The following is a 15,759-nucleotide window of genomic DNA, read 5'->3' on the forward strand; positions in this document are numbered from 1 at the left end:
CGTCGATGCTGTCACGACCCACGCGGCAGCTTCGCCGCCCACATGTTGTCCACCAGGTTCGGGTAGCGCCGCCCGTTCTCCTCTGCCCGTTGCCGCGCTGCCGCCTTCTGGGTGGGCGACAACGGGTGCGACGTCTGGCCCTTGGGGTGGGGCTTCTTCCACGGCGGTGTCTTCGGCTCGCGCATCGTGGCAGCTTACCGCTTCAGGAAGTTCAGCAGCGCCAGGTTGAAGTGGTCGGCGTGGCTGGTGTTGCAGCCATGCGGCGCGCCTTCCAGGATCACCACCTCACTGCCCGCAATGGCAGCATGCGTGCGCTGTCCCGAGCCTTCGAACGGCACGATGGCGTCGCTGTCGCCGTGCAGGATCAGGGTCGGCACGCTGATCTTCTTCAGGTCATCGCGGAAATCGGTGGTTGCGAAGGCCTGCATGCAGCCCAGCGCCGCGGTCTGGTCGGATTGATGGCACAGCGCGATCGCCGCCTGGCGCTCATCCTCGGTCACCATCAGCTTGCCATGGGCACTGAAGAAATCACGGGTGAAGCCATCGAAGAAGGCTTCACGATCCTTCTCCAGGCCACGGCGCATCTCATCGGCCTTGTCGCGGGTCAGCGGTCCTTCGGGATTGTCGTCGCTGCGCAGCAGGTACGGCGGCACTGCCGCAGCGAACACCACGCTGTGCAGCCGGTCCTGCCCATGGTTGGCAACATAGCGGGCCACCTCGCCACCGCCCATCGAGAAGCCGACCAGGGTCACGTCGTGCAGGTCGCGTTCCTCGATCAACCCGGCCAGATCGGCGGCCAGCGTGTCGTAGTCATAGCCCTCGGCCGGCTTGTCGGAGCGGCCGAAGCCGCGCCGGTCGTAGCGGATCACCCGGTACTGGGCATCGCGCAGGATCGCCGCCTGCGGCTTCCAGGCATCGGCAGACAGCGGCCAGCCGTGGATCAGGATGACCGGGCGACCGTCGCCGCCGGTGTCTTCTACGTGCAGGCGGATGCGGGAAGCGGGCATGGGAGCTCCAGTGGAAGGGGAGGATGTCAGGCTAGGCGGCGTGCCCTGTGGCGACCGTGATGGAATCGGCGCGCGCCATGACATGGCCTGCACGGGCCCGCCCGCCGCGCCGGCCCGGCAATGCCGCCCTTCACTCCACGCAAAGCCGGTTTCGTCGCAGGCCGGCTGCACCCATCCGGCCGCCATGCCAGCCTGCGTGGATCCACCCTGGAGCTTCGCCATGCTGCTGCTCATCCTGCCCCTGCTGGCCGCCGGCCTCGCCGCCACGCCCGTCACCGCCGAAACCCTCGACCAACAGATCCGCCAGGCCGACACGCAGCTGTTCGCGGCCGCATTCGATGACTGCGACGCCGACAAGGCGGCCGCCATGACCACCGAAGACCTGGAGTTCTTCCATGACAAGGCCGGCAAGTCCGCCAGCAGTCGTGATGACTTCCGCCGCAGCGTTGCGGTACTGTGCGAAAGCAATCGTGCCAACCACACGCATCTGCGCCGGGAACGGATGGACGGCACATTGCAGGTCTTTCCGTTGCACGACGACCGCGCGCTGGAGATCGGCGACCATCGCTTCCATGAGCGCGATGCGAAGGGTGTCGAGCGCTGGACTGGCCAGGCCCGCTTCATCCACGTCTGGCGCCGCGTTGATGGACGCTGGTTGGCCGAGCGGGTGATCAGCTACGACCACCGACCGGCGACGCCGTAGCGCCATCCATGCAGCAGACGATCGAGCGGCAGGCGCAGGCAGCACGGAGGCCTGCGCCGCACGTGAGGTGTGTCCTCAGCCCGGACGCATGATGCTCGGCGCCTGCACGGCCTGCTCAGGCTCCTGCATCGCGGCAAGCACCTGGGCCTGCTGCGTGTGCTCCCGCTGTTCCACCCGCGCGAGCGAGTGCTCCACGGGTTCCTGCGCGGCGATCGCGGTGTCCATCGATGCGCGCGTGTGCGCCGGATCCATCGGGTCGCCCTCGACCAGGAAGATCCGCTGCCCTGCGCCGGCACCCGCCGTGGGCTGGCTCAGCACAACATGGTCCACCCGCTCGATGCCGCTTTCCTTGGCCAGCGCGAACAGGCTGGCAGCCATCCGCTCGCTCGCGTCGTCATGGCTGCGGCCATGTTGCTGGTCGAGCTCGGCCACCTTGCTGCGGATCGACTCCAGCAGTTCCCGATCCTTCGGCGGGAGCTGCTGCTCGCTGATCAGGCGCTGCATCAAGGTGCGGTCCGGCATCGGGTTGCGCACCTCCCTGTTCAGCTCGCTGTGCGGAAACGGCGCGTGGATGCTGCGGATGGCATCGATGTTGTCCAGCGGCTTGATGTGGCCCTCGAAGCCCTTCTGCTCCATGCGCAGGATGTTCTGCCGGTGCAGGCCGGCATGGTTCAGCGCGCCCCAGGTGAAATCGATGCAGCTGTTGCTGGCGCCGTTGTAGTTCATCTCGAAGCCATGCCGGGCAGGCGCGTTGCCGAACTCCAGCAGCTTGTCGTACTGCGCCTTGGAGATTTCCATGTCGCGCCGATAGATCGGCTTCTGGTACTGATCCGCGTCATTGGTGAAGACCCGGCCCGGCCCACTGCGCGCGCCATGTTCCTCCGGCGCGAACCCAAGGCTGTGGCTGGTCCTGCCATCGGAGACCGTGTAATACACATGCCCGGCCATCGACGTTCCACCCGCACGCAGCGGCGTTCCGGGGGCGGCAACATAAATGGAAACGAGGTAGCGATCATCCATGACGTACTCCTACTTGGCGCGGTGTGTATAGGCCAACTGCAGTTCAGCGGGAAGGGTTTCCAGGCCGGAGCCGGGGGCCAGCAGGCGGATGTGCAGCCGGTAGCGCCCGGGCGTGATCTGCTCGGCCCAGGCGAAGGTCAGGGTGCGATAGTGCCCGTCCTTCTCGGCCAGGCCAGCGTCCACCAGCGAGGTCTCATCGGCGCTGTCGGGCACTGCGCCGGGCACGCGCCCTTCCGCGTCGACAGCCACCATTTCGGACGGCTCGAAGCCCTTGAACTCGCGGCGCGTCAGCGGCACCGGCTGGCTGCCGGAGGACTCGATGCGTTCAAGCGAAATCTCCGCCGGCCCACCCTCGCGCACAACGCGCTCGGCGATCCCTGCGACCTGCGCGTCATCGGCGGCCCTTACCCGAATGCCGATCGACAGCGAGGACGAGGCATTCGGCCCGGGCGGCGCCAGTTCGAACTCGACCACCTGCGGTTCATTCATGGCAGCCAGCGGGAACGGCCGGATGATCGGCACGACGTTCTCCTTGGATGAGGAAGCACGCGCCGGCGGCGCGGGGGGTTCAGCCGGCTGGCAGGCCGCCAGCAACGCCAGGCCCGCAGCGGCTGCGCCGATCAACAGGCTATTGCGAAGGGTCATCCCTGTACCTCGTCCAGAGCATCTGGCCGCAATCTACATCACGCTCGCGTACCGCCGTGTGATCACGGTCGGCTGCCCATCGCCTGATGCAGCCATCCAGGCGGAAATGAGAAGGGGCAGCGCATGCCGCCCTGCCCCTTCGTTTCCAGCGATAGTGCGAACTTACAGCTGGATGCGTGCCACGCTTTCCTCGGCGTCCTTCGCATCCTTCTCGCCGTTCTTGATGCTCACGAACAGCACGTTGTTCTTCGCATCCAGTGCCAGGCTGTTCGGATGGGTCGGCACCGGGTAGGTGGCCACCTTCTGGTAGCTGTCACTGTTGTACGCGGTCACCGTACCGGCTTCGCGGTTGGTCACGTACAGGCGCTTGCGCGGCGCATCCAGCAGAAGACCCAGCGGGCCGGCATCGGTCGGGATGCTGGCCAGCTCCTTGCCGTTGCTGCGGTCGAGCACCAGCACGCGCTGGCCCGGGTGCTTGCTGACCAGGCCGCTGCTCTTGGCCTGGTAGCCACGCAGGAATTCCGAACCCTGGTCGGTCACGAACAGGCGCTTGCCGGCCGGGTCCAGCGCGATGTTCATCGGCTGCTCGGCAGCGATCTTGTGCTGCGCCACCACCTTGTTCGAATCGGTGCCGACCACCACCAGGTCGGCCAGCAGGTTGCTGGTGTACACGCGCTTGTTGGCCGCATCCAGCGCCAGGCCCGGTGCCTTGGCGTTGCCCAGGCCCGGAATGGTGTTGATCACCTTCAGCGTGGTGGTATCAACCACGAACAACACGCTGCTCACATCCGGCTGGCTGCTGTGGCCGGTCACGTACAGGCGGTTGGCCGCGCTGTCGACCACCAGCTCACGCAGGTCGTGGGTGTAGGCGGCCTTGCCGTCCTTGCCGGTCTTCTTCTCCATCAGCTGTACGGTGCCGACGGCCTTGTTCTGCGCGGTGTCGACCACGGTCACCGACAGATCGACGGTGTTGCCCACGTACAGGCGGTTGTGGGCGTCATCCAGCACCACGCCGAACGCCTTGCGCTCCAGCGGAATGCGCGCTTCCACCGCCAGCGTGGTCGGATTCAGGCGCAGCACCTGGGCCGGGCCGGCGTCATCGCCGAAGCCACCGGACGAGGCGACGAACACGGCGTTCTGGGTGGGGCTGAAGGCCAGCTCGTACAGGCCCTTGGCCACGGCCTGGCGCTGCACGGCGGTGGCCGCACTGGCGGCAGGGGCGTTGTCGGCGAACGCGGACGGCGCGCCAAGGCTGAGCGAGACGGCAAGGGCCAGGGCGGCCGAGCGGAGAGCGGAATGACGGAACATGCGAGCATCCTTGAAAGGGCACGGGAGGGTGTCCTGGCTCGCTGGGCCGTACTGCGACGGCCCGCTCCAACGCTGTCTGCGCGGGGTGGGCTGGCTGGGTTGCGGGGGAATGGTAGCAGGTGGGGCGCGTGGCGTGCGTCTGCGCGCGTATGGTGGACGCGCGGATTACTGCTCCTTCAGCCGCAGCGAATCGGCCACATCGGTCGTGGCCGCCACCTCGGTGGCGATGCTGGCGCGGCGGTGTCCCGGATCGTTGCGGTCGCCCTGCACGATGAAGATGCTCTCGGCCGCATGGCTGCTCCGGGTCGGCCGGCTGAGCAGCACATGGTCCACCCGCGAGAGATTGTTCTGCTTGGCCAGCACCAGCAGGCTGGCGCTGATGCGCTGGCTGGCCGCATCGAACGGACGCCCGTGCGCCGCGTCCAGCTCGGCCACTTTCTGGATCAGCTGCGCGAACAAGCGATGGTCCGGATGCGAAGGGTCCAGCAGCGTACCGGCCACTTCGATCGGCGTCGGTGGTGGCTCATCGCTGGCAGGATCGCCCTGGCGATGCTGTTCGGCCTCGCGCTCGGGCATCGGGTGATGGGTTTCGGCATTCAGAACGCTGCCCGGGAACGGCGCGGCAATGCACTGGAGTTCCGGCAGGTTGAACAGCACCGCGAACTCGCCCAGGTTGCTGCCGCCATCCAGCGGCGCCGGCAACGGATGCAGGCCCGCGTAGTGCAGCGCCGCCCAGACGAAATCGCTGCACCGGTTGATGCTGGCCGGGCGATCCACATCGAACTCGAACTCGGCCGGTTCCTCGGCGAAGTCACGCAGGCAGCCGTAATGCTCCTCGGTGATTTCCAGGGTGCGGCTGTAGTACGGGTCCAGATGCTCGTCGGCATCGTCGTGATGCACCTGTGCGCACTGCACGCCGGAGGTTGCTTCGCCAGTGGGGTGGCGCGGTGGAGCGAAGCCGTAGCTGTGGGCCTCGTCGCCGGCCGCTACCTGCAGGTACATATGGCCGTGCGGCGAGATGCCCCCGCTCTTCAACGCAGTGCCGGGGGCGGCCAGGTACAGCGTTGCGGTGTAGCGTGTTGCTTGCTCCATGCCTGTTCAGCCTTGATCGGTGCTGCGGTCCTGGCTGGATGATGGCATAGGTGGGATGGGGGGCAGGTGGAGGCCGGGCATGCAACACGGGCTGGCTGGCAGCAGCTTGCTGAATATGTGAACCAGCGAACAGTCGGCGGGGCGAGCGGGATGCCGAGGGTGGAGCGCATTGGCACTGCGCCCGTATAGTGGATTCAACACTGCATTGGACGCGCTGATGGGCACTACAACCCCAGGGGCTTTGAGCTCATTTCCGACCGTCACTACCTGGCTGCATCGTCTGGACCGTTGTCGCGCGATGTCGCATCTGGCGCGCATGGCGATGCAACTTCGATCGAATCGGGTATCGAGCCGTTACTGGCCGATCTGCATGCAGATAAACAGATTTCATGTGCGCCCGCGTGCAATAGTGGACGCGGGCGTGAGCGAAGTCCCGGCGGCGACTGGAGCTTGCCATTCCACCGTTCTATAGTCGATTCGATCATGCAAGGGAATCGCCCATGAGCAGAGCACCGGCTTGCCGGCTTGCCTCCTTCGCCCTGGTGGCCGTGCTGAGCACCACCGCCTGCGCGAAGGCCCCATCCACGGAAAAGGACCCGAACGGAACCAACATGTCTGAAGCTGCAGCCAGCTCACGAACGGTGGGTGGACATACCTATACAACGGAGCCGGTAGAGGCACGAGTGGGACCGCATCGCTTCATGTTCCCCGCCAACCTCTACTACAACCAGACCGGCCCACTCGCCGATGGCGGCGTGATGCTTACAGTGCTCTGGCCGGATTTCGACGCTGCACCGCCAGGTGATCGACCTGTGCGTACCACGCAGGTCAGTCGGCGTCAGGTGCTGGTCGAGCTTAGATACATCGATCGCGTCCCGATCCATAGTTATCTGGAACGTCGGTCCAGCAGTGAAGCCACCAGCGCGCCGGGATCGCTGGAGCGGAGGGACCCGGTAGAGAACCTTGCGCTGCGCGTTGCACAACCCGAACGCTGGGGTTTGACGCCGTATGCGATCGACCCGTCGTTGATGGCAGCCTATGCGAAGGATTCAGAGGCTGCGCTGGGCAGGCCTTACGTGCACAACCCGGGGATGGAACCAGACTGGTATGTCGCGCGCACCACAGATGGCCAACTGGCGACCTTCATCAGCTGCGACCCGGCAGACCGCATTCCTGACGGGCTCACGATTCAGGGCAAGACACTTGAACGCGCCGGCGAAGACCAGATCGCAATGTGCCGCCATTCCATCGTGGACGTGGGCGACAGCATCGCCATCGAGATGAACTATGCACGCGTCATGCTGAGCGACTGGCAGCGCCTGGAAACCAGCGTGCGTGAACTTCTGAGCCGATATCGCGTTCAGCCGTGAACCGCATCTCAAGGATGAACCATGAGCGGACTTACTGATAAGGACATTCGTGTCCTGTCCTCCTACGCGAAGGAGGGAAATCGCGAGCTGTATTGGAACTATCTCGCGCAGCTTCCCGACAATGATGGCTACGGACTCCTTGCGCTGGGTGTTGTGCGCAACGACAGCCTTCCCGGCCGGGTGGCCAACAGCTTTGCAACCGCCGTTGCCGAGCAACAGGCCACGCTGTTCGGCAATGAGAAGAGCGTAGCGTTCACCGAGCGCAGGCAAGAAACCTTCGGCCAAGATCTGATCAGGAACGACCTGGCGGAGCGCAGAAGTTGGATGGAGGCCGGCAGGCCCGATCTGGCACTCAACCTGCCCTACACGAGCACGCTCAAGTCCCACGATGTTTCGTTTGAAAAGAACGACCTCAATGTAAACTGCTGGACGCCGCGCTTGCTGCTGGTGGCCACGGAGCACAAACGCGGCGAGCAGGCAGCCGAGAAGGTCTGGCAGAACATGCTGGACAACAGCGCTGCCGGCGCATTCCGTGCCGGCAAGACGGCAGTCAGCGTGCACCTGGATATGCCGCAGCCCGCCGGACATTTCTACTTCGTTGAGCTGAGCAAGTTCGAGGGTCTCGCGCTTCTGCAGCGCGATGCCGTCAATCCCAATGTGATTGGCACCCTGTTCGACTATCACAGCTACGACCCCAAGGACGGCAGCTGGAGCCGCACAGTCGGCGTTCCCCCGCTCGACAGAACAACCAGAGAGACCGATCCCGCCGAGATTTCCACGTTGAACGAGACCCGCGGGGTTCGCCTGGAGCGCGAGGCCAAGGCTAAGCAGTTTCATCCTGAAGATCCCTACAGAGAGATCGCAAAGAGCCCGCGCGTGGTGTCTACGCAGGAGCCCGAGCGTCTCTTTACGGAAGGACGCCGAATCGCGGCGATGGCGCCAGGCAGCCCGGACTACGCGCTTCACCAGCAGATTCGCCAGGGCGTCGCTGCACTGGACGAGAAGCACGGCCGCCCCTTCGACGCGATCAGCGAGAACCTCGCAGCGAGCTTGACAGTGAAGGCCCGCGAGCAGGGTCTGGAACAGGTGGACCATGTGGTGCTGAGCAGCGCCGCGGCCAATCAGCCGGCAGGTCACACCACCTTTGTTGTGCAAGGCGACCTGTCTGACCCCGCCCACCTGCGTGTAGGAATGCCCACCGCGGTGGCCGCGCAAACGCCGGTGTCTGAGTCACTGCAGCAACTGGCCGTGGTTGGCAATCAGCGCGAGCTCGCCCGTCAGAATGAACAGCAGGCCCTGGATGCACGTGTTCAGGAGCAGCAGAGCCAGGCCATGCGCATGGGCTGACCGCCCAGATTGAGGCGGCCTCCCTCGGGGTCAGAGATCGCAGCCCCTGAGACCTGCCCAGGTCATCCTCGCCTGCTTCGAGAGGATGACCATGACCAAGATCGACGCCGGATGGCTGGAAGCCTTCGACAAGGAGCTCCTTCACCTGTTCGCCATCGACCACAGCGATGCCGGCATGGATGAGTACCTGCTGGGCTGCTACGCAGACTTGCCGCCGCGTGAGGCGGCGCTGGCGTTCGGCAATGACTACGACCTGGGACGCGACGATGCGCTGTGGCCACGGCCCGGCGTGCCTGTGTGAACCGTGCGGCCGTCCGGCTCACCGCCATTCAAGGTAAGCGATACCAAGGGATGACCGCTATGCTGGCAGCGCACCGGAATGGAAACCACGCATGCCCCGTTTGAACACCGCCCTGGCACTGAACCTAGTTCTGATGCTGCTGAGCGCTACACCTGCCATGGCCATGGCAACAGACCCGCAAGTCTCCACTGAAGTGTTCGTAGAGCGCGGTGACAACCCCACCTTCACCCTGCTGCAAGCACCTGCTGTCGTGTATTCAACGGCCGCTGCCCTATCGCCCGATACCTTCCTGCAGGCTCCCATGGGGGTGCTGTTGGTTGCTCAGCTGGATGAGCTGGGCCAGGTTTCCAACGTGGGGGTGGCGCGGTCCAGCGGAATGCGGGAGATTGATCGTACAGCCCTTGCCGCGGTGGACCAGTGGCGCTTTGAACCGGTCGTGGTGGGGGGCGTCGCGCGGCCTGCGCGGGTTCGGGTCCGTATGACGTTCGTGCCCACGGCCAAGGCGCCGCCCGGCTGAACCGCCAATCCAATCTGTCGTAGTTGTCCCGCAGCCATTGCGCCGACTGCGGGTGCTGCCGCGCTTGAAGTCACTAGCGCCAGCCCTTCAAGAGTGTTGTGGCGCTATCGCTTGCTGGCTTAACACCGTGTGCGGCAATGCCGAGAGCATCAGGACTGGCAATCATCACTCCTTTGATTTTTTGGCATTTGGCATGCCCCCCCGAAGAATCGGGCAAGCATAAAGTAGAGGCTTCGCCCCGCATGGCCCCGTGGATCACGAGGAACCAGGTGATGAAGGAGTCCCGGTCTTGGAGAGCAGATTGTCTACGTGCTCAGGCAGGTCCAACTGGGGATGGTGGTCGGCGAGGTGTATCGCAAGATGGATAGTGCGTAGGTAACGTTCTAAGCGTGGCGCAAGAAATACGGCGGGCTGGGGCCGTCCGAGCTCAAGCGGCTGCGATTGCCGGAGGAGGAAAATCGCAAGCTCAAGGAGTTGGCGGCCGACCTGAGTCTGAACTAGGTAATGCTGCAGGAGCTGGTCAAAAAGTGCTCTGAGACCTGTCCTGGAGCGTGCCTGGATGGGACGCCTGCAGGAGCGATTTGATAGCAGTGAGCAGCGTGCGCTATGGGTCATGTCGATGTCGCCTTGGGCGCTTCCCTGCGCGCCCAAGGTGCGTGTCAGTAGTGCTATCCGCCGCCCGAGGCACGATTGCTCAGACGCGGATTCACTGCGGCTGTGAGCCCGTGCTGCTGATGCTGCGCCAGGAAGGCTGGCGAGGCAATCACAAGCGCGTGCATCGCATCTACAAAGCAAGGCGGCCCGTCTTTACGGCATTGCCCGCCACGCCGCGGCCGGAACTGCCGTCGGCGGCAAACAATCGAGATGGCCACTGCACCCACTACTCTGTGGGGCAAGGACTTTGTCAGCAACACCCTGTTCGCTGGACGTCGTTTCCGGTTGCTACCGATTCTGGATCAGTTCACCCACGAGTGCCTGAAGATCGTTGGGGGATCAGTCCTTGGCAGCAGACGATGTGACCGAAGCAGTGGCGCGGCTGGTCGCTCGACGCGGCAGGCCGGACGCACCCAACGTGGGTAGCGGCAGCGAGATTGTCGGCAAGGTCACGGGCCGCTGGGCCGATGAGAACGGTGTGGAGCTGAATTTCTTCCGAAGGCTTCAAAGGCCGACTGCCGCAGGAAGGAGAAAAATCGAAGCGTGGCGGCGTTTCTATAACGAGGAGTGCCCCCACAATGCATCAGCATGGAAAACCCTTCGGAATTCACCCAAGAATACGGGCGCCAAGCGAATTCCCAGCCGCCCAAAGAGGGCGAAATCTCTGCCAACTGATGGCGCTGTTATTGGGGAGGTGAGTCTTGTATAAATACTCATTGATTGAATATTAAGTAAGAACGGACATCGACGCGAACCGCCCCGTAGCCATTACCTCGCTAAGATTCCAAATAAGTTAAGGCACCCATGGCAGCCAGGTGACAATTAGCCCCAATGATATCAAATACCGATCAAATATAGAACTTTATGGCCATATTTTTATAAAGCTCTAAAATTCAGTACCATCAATTTTATTGATATCAACATCTAAAGAATCCAGCTCACGTCCCCACCACTCAATAGCTTCGTCCAGCACGTCCCTGCAGTCATCGCCCTCCCATGGTCCGGAGAGAAGCGGACGATAGATGTTTTCGCCGATATCAAAGGTATCGACGTAGGCTTGCTGAACAGAGCCTTCCACGGAGGTCAAAGTGAGACTCACAAAAACCGGCACCTGCTCCAAGGGATGAACGTTACTCTCATACTCCTTAAGCAAATTATTTCTTTCACGCTCTATAAACTCGCGAAAAATTTCATGCTCAGGATCACGCTTCCAGCGGGCGTATGAACACTTTATCAAAGGCTTGAGCTTAGGATTCTTGGCATCCACTTTCTCAAGAACATGCCCTACCGCCCGAATCAGCGCGATTGCGCTTGCCCAAATTACGCGCCATCTCTGAAGATCAGCTTCGGACTCCAGCATTGAGCGAGCCACTCTGCAGTCGCTAAGAACTCTTCTCGCATTGAATGTCATAATTTGGATCTGACCAAGAAGAGGGGACGAATATTCCGACAAAGGTGGTTATAGATCAACAGTCAACCATTCAGAGCACATGTGGCCGAACGTTGTGCGCACCCAGCCACTCTTGGTACTTTGAGACATCATAGTTCCCGCCTTGCAGCAACCTCTCCGTACTTTCAACTAAATTACGTAGCGTCTCAGGACTCTGGAGAGCAGCATCGACATCAATTGTGCGGCCGGCTTTCCGGACAATCTGTATTGCACTGGACAGCTCTACTTCCGGAATTTCAATTGAATTGGTCTGTGCCGCAGGAATCATTACCTTGTCGCGCGGAGTTACCCTAAAAACGACCGAAAGCATATCAAGATGCTGCGCCTCGACTCGATAGCCGCAGCAACTCGACAACTCAACCGCCGCCGGATCCTGCACCTGATTATGAAGCAAATGCAATAGATACTTTCCAAGACCGACTGCAAATATCTTAAGCAAGGGATCGCCGACCAGCTCCCAGTACTGATCGACATCGTCCACCACGCAGCTGTGAGCACCTATCAGTTCCGCCAACTTCTCCGAAAACGCTTCGCCCAGTTCAATATTCTTTCGAATAGGGGGAGAGAACTTCTCTTGAGCAAGGTTTATGAAATTTGGATGTACTCGCGTAGTTAGCATAAAGAGCCAAGGAGTGGTATATCCTCGCTGATGAAACGCTATTTTTTCGATTACATCGAAGATGCTCACACCATCGGTACTAGCACCCAAGTGATCGCAGAGGTCAAGATTAACCACATCAAACTTACCATATGAAGCCATTCGCTCGTATACGTGAGATCTCGGAGCAGCAATGTCCTGCAGGCGATCAGGAAGCGTCAGAGAGTCGTCGGTTATTATCCCTTCTTGCCGAAGAACAGACTCAGAGTTAATTTGGCTCCCAGCATCTTCCGCCCCCGCAATTCTCGAGTTGAATCCGAGAAGCTTAATCTGACCTCCTCCACGTTTTACCGCCTCTCCAATGACTCTGACATCGAACATGTCTTCGCCAGGTAGTGAGAGATAGACGATTGTTTTCCCCTCGAAGGGCCCCAGTCGCTCCACCTGCATAAGCCACTGATTTTCACGAACAAATTGCTTTGCCGGATGATGCCACGCCTTAAAGTCTACTCGCTTTCTAGAGGCCACCAAGTCTTCAGGAGGCGAATCTTCCCCATATATATTCTCCAGCAGGGAATCGTCTAGATAGTCCTGCCCATGTCCATCTGGGTCAACTCTATTCATTTCGATTCAACTCCGTGAAACACGTAAAGAATGGCCGCGACGAGAGCTTCTTGCTCCGCGTAATCCATGCCCTGAAGTACGTCATACGCCAGCAGTACTTGCACTAGCGCCTCGACTTTATTCTCTCCTTGACCAGAGGGCATTTGTCGAAGTGCCTTGATCGAAGACACGGTCTTTTTGTGAAGCGCAACTTTTCCCTGATTTCGCGCAACCTCCACTACCGGAGCATCTGCGATTGTAACTTCAGGCGGCAATTCGTCTGCCTGCCTTTCAGCCCAGACCTTGTTGACGTAGCTCTGGAGCGCTGTGATTTCTTGCGCTGCCTTAGTTCCAAGACGATCTTTCCTAAGCTTGGCGGCTAGGTCCTTATGCTTGTTCGTCAGCTGCCTTATGCCACGCTGAACCCAGCCGGCGACTAACTGCACATGAGGATGTGAGAAGTTAAACGATTCTCTATCAATGTTCAGTGCAGCATCCAGACCGCGACGGATAAATATTTCAGACGTAATTTGCCGGAGACGCGTTAGCTCTGAAACCTGATAATTAAAGAAAGTTGGATCAAAGGATGCACCGCTCGCCCCCCTGATCCGGACTAGCACACCATTATTCTCTTTCGGGACAATTCGACCAGTCCAAAAAGCATAACCCTCAAGAGAGAGCCCCCCTCCCCTTCGATCAGCTGAAACCTTACTAAGATCAGGGCTGTAACTACCCACGAACAAAAGTGACTTAGACAGATTCCTTTCTCCCGCCGGGAGATACTTGAACCTGACCGGGTGTTTTATTTCAACCGAATCGATGAATACTCTAAAATCGCCACCGGCCTGAGTCAATCCATCCCTCAACTCTCTCTGCCCCGGGCCCCGAGCTTTAACTGCCTCACGAACCGTCTCTCCAGGCAACATAGGCACTGCAGTTGACTGGCCTTTTTGCTCGTTCGATATCCAATACAGATCCAGCTGATCGGATGCCTTCAAGTCAAAGGGATGGCTATCTACATAGCGAACCGGCGCAGACAGACCTAGCGTCCAAAGCATGTTCAAATATGCATCTAAAGTGGAGGAAAGGTCAGGTCTGTCCGTCTTCTTCCCTTGCTCCTCGACTGCGTCCATTAGTGCAGCCATGCGGTCGCCGATATCGGTCTCATCCGTCCATGGGTAGTGGGACGGGACCTCTACGGTCGTTGCCACACCAGGCGACGAAGTGGCAACCCATCCCGAGTGGAACATAGGACGTTGAACTCTAATTGAATTTGCCGCCTCCCTGTCTCCATCCTTCTCCGCCTCTTCTCGCTGAAATACTTGTGACCACCTATCAGAATCTCTCAGAAGGTCCCTGACGCGTGGTTTTACATCTTCTAGTATCAGGTCAGTGCCATGTGAATCTACATCATCCGCAGGCTGACTCACTATTTCTACGACACCACTAATATACTGATCATCACCTTCAACTTCGGCGTGATCAAATTCCCCTGCGTCTTCCGCGTAGGTTCGCAGAGATATTTCGGCAATCAGGCGATATTTTTCGCCCTTGACCTTTGTGATTATTCGAAAGCGACGGGCAAGCTGGCTAATCGAGAAGAGTCCAATCCCAATCTTTCCGATTAATTGGCGCCCACTAGGTGATTTATCGAGATCAGCGCCAGTAACGCCGAGATCCTCACCCTTCGCGCTCCTCTTTGCACTCCCGCCGATGTTTTTTACAAGATGGGAAAGGGTGTCGAATGACATCCCATTGCCATCGTCACGCACATATATCCTCGCGAACCTCGGCGCATCTGTCAGAATTGTCACATGAGTAGCGTCAGCGTCCCATGCATTCGAAATTAGCTCGCGAAGCGCAGAGGCCGGCTCTCGGTAGATGCCATCGGTGACCCGGGCGATGACTCTATCGCTTGCTTGAAGGTGAGTTCTGACCGGCTTTCCAGATGAGTCTGGATCGGCCAGATAGGCGGCCAGAGCCTTTTGATTCTCGATGTACTCAGCACTTTTGGTGCGGATTTCATTCTCGTTCGTCACAGTCCACTCCATTGGCGAGCCATCATCTTCGGGCTCTGCTGTCGATCGATCTAAGGGCAGACCATCCCCATTCAACATCTATCAAGACAAATTGAACCGATTTCTCTTCAAGAAGATAAAAATTGTCCTACAGCCTTGATTATTCAATTTCATCCAAGCCGAAGCTGGTTCTTTATAGATTCAGCTATGACCCGCGCAAGAGGGGGCGGAACGGCCTCGCTGACCTGGGTGATCTGGGAAGATAAAGTTCCCTTCAGCACAAAGCTCTCGGGAAATCCCTGCAGTCTCATAGCCTCAAGGACACTCAACCGGCGGTGCTGTCCAGGGTGGACATGAACCTCCCGATTACCGTAAGCAACTGTAGGACTGGGCTCATGCCAACTTAAGACCTTAAAGCACCGCCTGTTCTTACTGCCCACACTCATTCGACCATCACTAAATTTTGGCGATTTAGGCTTCATGCACCAATGGTTTGGATGATATGGAATAGAAGACTCAGAAAGCCCTCGCTCGAAGTGAACTGGCTCAGGCAAATCACCGATTGCGTCCTTAACCGTTAGTCTCTTCGAAACCTGCTCAGGCACGATCCAATGCAGATTTCCATAAATCTTTCTATTAAACCCCACAACTATGATGCGTCGCCTGCGTTGAGGAAGGCCGAAGTCGTACGCATCCAAAACTACCTCGGTCAGGTTAAAATCCCTTGCCAAATCGAGCTTCAGCCTCTCATAGACATGCACATGTTTCGGACCAATGAGGCCCACAACATTCTCAAAGGCGAAAAAGTGCAAGGGGGATCGTGCGTTTAGCTCATGTACCAATCTTGCATACTGCTCGGGAAGAGAGTGGCGAGGATCATCATCTCTGTCCGCTGTATTCGCGCCACTGAAACTTTGACAAGGGGGGCCCCCGATTAGGCCAACAGGGCTGGTCTCTCGGCTTCCACAGTCCGCAACAATTTTTTCAACGGACAGATTCCTGACATCGGCCACATGGCCCGCAGGAGAGCCTCGACGATTTGCATTGTAAGAATCAATGCTCGACCTCCTAACATCGTACGCAGCAGGAACCGAGAAGCCGGACTGCTCAAACCCTAGGTCGAGAC

At 59.8% G+C, this 15,759-nt stretch carries 14 protein-coding genes; 5 read left to right on the forward strand and 9 right to left on the reverse strand.

Going from position 1 to position 15,759, the window contains the following annotated elements; all coding sequences use genetic code 11:
• Nucleotides 1-11: 11 nt before the first annotated feature.
• Together Q0P60_RS12805 and Q0P60_RS12810 are read right to left on the reverse strand one after the other, a co-directional pair.
• On the reverse strand, nt 12-185 hold the full coding sequence (locus Q0P60_RS12805) for a hypothetical protein (protein WP_294993815.1): 174 nt from the start codon (nt 183-185) through the stop codon (nt 12-14).
• Nucleotides 186-194: 9 nt separating this feature from the next.
• A complete protein-coding gene (locus Q0P60_RS12810; protein ID WP_294993818.1) occupies nt 195-1,007 on the reverse strand; it encodes an alpha/beta hydrolase in 813 nt (270 codons plus the stop codon).
• A 220-nt stretch (nt 1,008-1,227) separates the two neighbouring features.
• Between Q0P60_RS12810 and Q0P60_RS12815 the strand changes: the two genes are divergently transcribed.
• Nucleotides 1,228-1,710, forward strand: coding sequence for a DUF4440 domain-containing protein (locus Q0P60_RS12815; RefSeq protein ID WP_294993819.1), 483 nt, complete (start codon nt 1,228-1,230; stop codon nt 1,708-1,710).
• A 75-nt stretch (nt 1,711-1,785) separates the two neighbouring features.
• Here the strand turns inward: Q0P60_RS12815 and Q0P60_RS12820 are convergent, their stop codons facing one another.
• The 4 genes from Q0P60_RS12820 to Q0P60_RS12835 all read right to left on the reverse strand — a co-directional run bounded on the left by Q0P60_RS12820 (nt 1,786) and on the right by Q0P60_RS12835 (nt 5,775).
• Complete coding sequence (locus tag Q0P60_RS12820; RefSeq protein WP_294993821.1) at nt 1,786-2,730, reverse strand: XVIPCD domain-containing protein; 945 nt, start codon at nt 2,728-2,730, stop codon at nt 1,786-1,788.
• A gap of 9 nt (nt 2,731-2,739) precedes the next feature.
• A complete protein-coding gene (locus Q0P60_RS12825; protein ID WP_294993824.1) occupies nt 2,740-3,375 on the reverse strand; it encodes a hypothetical protein in 636 nt (211 codons plus the stop codon).
• Between the two features lie 162 nt (nt 3,376-3,537).
• On the reverse strand, nt 3,538-4,683 hold the full coding sequence (locus Q0P60_RS12830) for a YncE family protein (protein ID WP_294993827.1): 1,146 nt from the start codon (nt 4,681-4,683) through the stop codon (nt 3,538-3,540).
• A gap of 165 nt (nt 4,684-4,848) precedes the next feature.
• Nucleotides 4,849-5,775, reverse strand: a complete 927-nt coding sequence (locus Q0P60_RS12835) for an XVIPCD domain-containing protein (RefSeq protein WP_294993830.1) — start codon at nt 5,773-5,775, stop codon at nt 4,849-4,851.
• 500 nt (nt 5,776-6,275) lie between these two features.
• Between Q0P60_RS12835 and Q0P60_RS12840 the strand changes: the two genes are divergently transcribed.
• From Q0P60_RS12840 to Q0P60_RS12855, 4 genes are all read left to right on the forward strand, one after another.
• Nucleotides 6,276-7,145 carry a hypothetical protein gene (locus tag Q0P60_RS12840; protein WP_294993833.1) on the forward strand — a complete coding sequence of 290 codons (870 nt, stop codon included), beginning with the start codon at nt 6,276-6,278 and terminating at the stop codon, nt 7,143-7,145.
• 21 nt (nt 7,146-7,166) lie between these two features.
• On the forward strand, nt 7,167-8,492 hold the full coding sequence (locus Q0P60_RS12845; protein ID WP_294993836.1) for an XVIPCD domain-containing protein: 1,326 nt from the start codon (nt 7,167-7,169) through the stop codon (nt 8,490-8,492).
• A gap of 91 nt (nt 8,493-8,583) precedes the next feature.
• On the forward strand, nt 8,584-8,793 hold the full coding sequence (locus Q0P60_RS12850; protein WP_294993839.1) for a hypothetical protein: 210 nt from the start codon (nt 8,584-8,586) through the stop codon (nt 8,791-8,793).
• A 91-nt stretch (nt 8,794-8,884) separates the two neighbouring features.
• Nucleotides 8,885-9,310 carry an energy transducer TonB gene (locus Q0P60_RS12855; protein WP_294993842.1) on the forward strand — a complete coding sequence of 142 codons (426 nt, stop codon included), beginning with the start codon at nt 8,885-8,887 and terminating at the stop codon, nt 9,308-9,310.
• Nucleotides 9,311-10,850: 1,540 nt separating this feature from the next.
• On the opposite strand, the gene Q0P60_RS12860 is transcribed toward Q0P60_RS12855, so the two are convergent.
• From Q0P60_RS12860 to Q0P60_RS12870, 3 genes are all read right to left on the reverse strand, one after another.
• Nucleotides 10,851-11,324 carry a hypothetical protein gene (locus Q0P60_RS12860; protein ID WP_294993845.1) on the reverse strand — a complete coding sequence of 158 codons (474 nt, stop codon included), beginning with the start codon at nt 11,322-11,324 and terminating at the stop codon, nt 10,851-10,853.
• Nucleotides 11,325-11,445: 121 nt separating this feature from the next.
• Nucleotides 11,446-12,636, reverse strand: a complete 1,191-nt coding sequence (locus tag Q0P60_RS12865) for a hypothetical protein (RefSeq protein ID WP_294993848.1) — start codon at nt 12,634-12,636, stop codon at nt 11,446-11,448.
• The gene (locus Q0P60_RS12870; RefSeq protein WP_294993851.1) at nt 12,633-14,654 is read right to left on the reverse strand and encodes an ATP-binding protein; all 2,022 of its coding nucleotides are present in this window, start codon (nt 14,652-14,654) and stop codon (nt 12,633-12,635) included. The genes Q0P60_RS12865 and Q0P60_RS12870 overlap by 4 nt, the downstream gene beginning before the upstream one ends.
• Between the last annotated feature and the right edge of the window lie 1,105 nt (nt 14,655-15,759).

The sequence above is a fragment of the uncultured Stenotrophomonas sp. genome, from assembly GCF_945952405.1.
GTDB lineage: Bacteria > Pseudomonadota > Gammaproteobacteria > Xanthomonadales > Xanthomonadaceae > Stenotrophomonas.